Genomic DNA, 380 nt, shown 5'->3' with positions numbered 1-380 from the left:
TCTTGGACTGCAATGCCGCATGCAGGAATGACTATATCTCCATCCTCAAACGTCTTGGTGACAAATACAAGAACAAGATGTGGGGGTGGATTTGGGCAGAAGCTGGTGCACAACCAGCACTTGAAGATTCTCTGGGTTTGAATTTCAGTTCACTTCTTTGCTACAAGATGAAGTTCGCTCTTCTATTCGTGTTGACCGCGGTCGTCGCCGTGTCGACTGATGAAGTGGCTGACCCCAGCTCTACTAGCAGAGCAAACGGTTTGGCAATCGGCAGTATTGCTCCAAATGATAGACTGTTACGGAGCTTCGTTGTGACTCGTGCTGCGACAGCCAGCTCGCAGGCTGTCAACGTGAGGTACACGGCGCCTGCCGGTAGACGC

The 380-nt window shown here is 51.6% G+C and carries 1 protein-coding gene; it reads left to right on the top strand.

Features of this window, described 5'->3' with window-relative positions; genetic code table 11:
- Positions 1 to 380 (top strand): thioredoxin domain-containing protein (locus F0L74_RS34790; RefSeq protein ID WP_213087190.1); only part of this gene is annotated, 380 nt, incomplete at both ends.

The organism is Chitinophaga agrisoli, from assembly GCF_008386695.1.
Classification (GTDB): Bacteria; Bacteroidota; Bacteroidia; order Chitinophagales; family Chitinophagaceae; genus Chitinophaga; species Chitinophaga agrisoli.
Note: the sequence above shows the minus strand (reverse complement) of the source record. Positions and strands in the feature narration are given on the sequence as shown.